The organism is Gemmatimonadota bacterium (genome assembly GCA_039715185.1).
In the GTDB taxonomy this organism is placed as follows: domain Bacteria; phylum Gemmatimonadota; class Gemmatimonadetes; order Longimicrobiales; family RSA9; genus DATHRK01.
The window spans coordinates 1-1,139 of record JBDLIA010000236.1 but is presented as its reverse complement, the minus strand read 5'-3'; the positions used below and the strand labels follow the sequence as shown (position 1 = coordinate 1,139).

The following is a 1,139-nucleotide window of genomic DNA, read 5'->3' as shown; positions in this document are numbered from 1 at the left end:
GTGCAGCGTGGATTGGGCCTTGTAGGCGCGCTGATAGAAGTTGTGCCCCAGCTCGTGGTGCACCGTCCGGAAGTCGTCGCCGTTGACCTTCGTGCACATCTTTATGCGCACGTCGTCCTTGTCGTCCAGATCCCAGGCCGACGCGTGGCAGACCACCTCGCGGCCCTCCGGCTTCACGATCTGCGAACGCTCCCAGAAGCTCTCGGGCAGCGGCGCGATGCCGAGCGAGGTGAAGAACGCCTCGCCGGTCCTGACCATCTGCTCTGGCGTGTATCCGTTCCGAACCAGGATCGCGTCCAGGTCGACCGGCTCTCCCGCGCCCGCCGGCGCGACCATGTCTCCCAGCGCGGTCCAGCTCTGCGCCCACATGTTGCCCAGGAGGTCGGCCCGAATCGGCTGATCCAGCGGGACGACGTCGTCCCCGTAGCGCTGGTTCAGCGCGCCCCGCACGTAGCAGTGGAGGCCGTCGTAGAGTGGCCGCACCTGGCCCCACAGGCGGTCCACCTCCTGGGCGAACTCGTCCGGATCCATGTCGTAGCCGGAGCGCCACATCTCGCCCACGTCGGCGAACCCGAGCTCGCGCGCACCGGCGTTGGCGATCTCGACCTCGCGCACGAAATCCGCCTTCATCGTCTTGGCGTGATCGCGCCACTTGGTCCACACCTCCTCCAACTGCGCCGGGTCACGGAGCTGGCGCATCAGGACCTCGGTTTCGTCCTGCGGCACCGTCTGGCCCCCGAACTCGATCTTGCCCGTGGAATACCCCGTGTTGAGGCGCGTGGTGATCTCCGCGAGCTCGGCGGCCGCTCCTTCGGTCGTCGGGGCGGGCAGGGTGATCCCCGTTCGGATCATGGTCATCTTGCGCGCCTGCTCCGCGGGCAGATCGAGTCCCTCGTATCGCTTCGACTCGTTGGCGAAGTCCACGGCCGCCTTGGTGAGCTTCTCGCTCATGCGCGTCGCGAGCCAGTTCGAATCGAAGCCGATGTTCGTCTCCTGCATCCAGTAGACGCGGTTCGCCTCTTCGTTCAGGTCGGCGTATGCCGCCTCGACGCCGGCGATGAAGTCGGCCGCGGTGACGCCGCCGGCGGGCGCCTCACCCTGAGGAGCGCAGGCGGCGATGGCCGGGAGGAGGACGGCGA

1 protein-coding gene is annotated in these 1,139 nt (G+C 67.7%); it reads right to left on the bottom strand.

What is annotated here, in order from left to right:
- On the bottom strand, window positions 1-1,139 hold a 1,139-nt coding region (locus tag ABFS34_16940), incomplete at both ends, for a M2 family metallopeptidase (GenBank protein ID MEN8377113.1).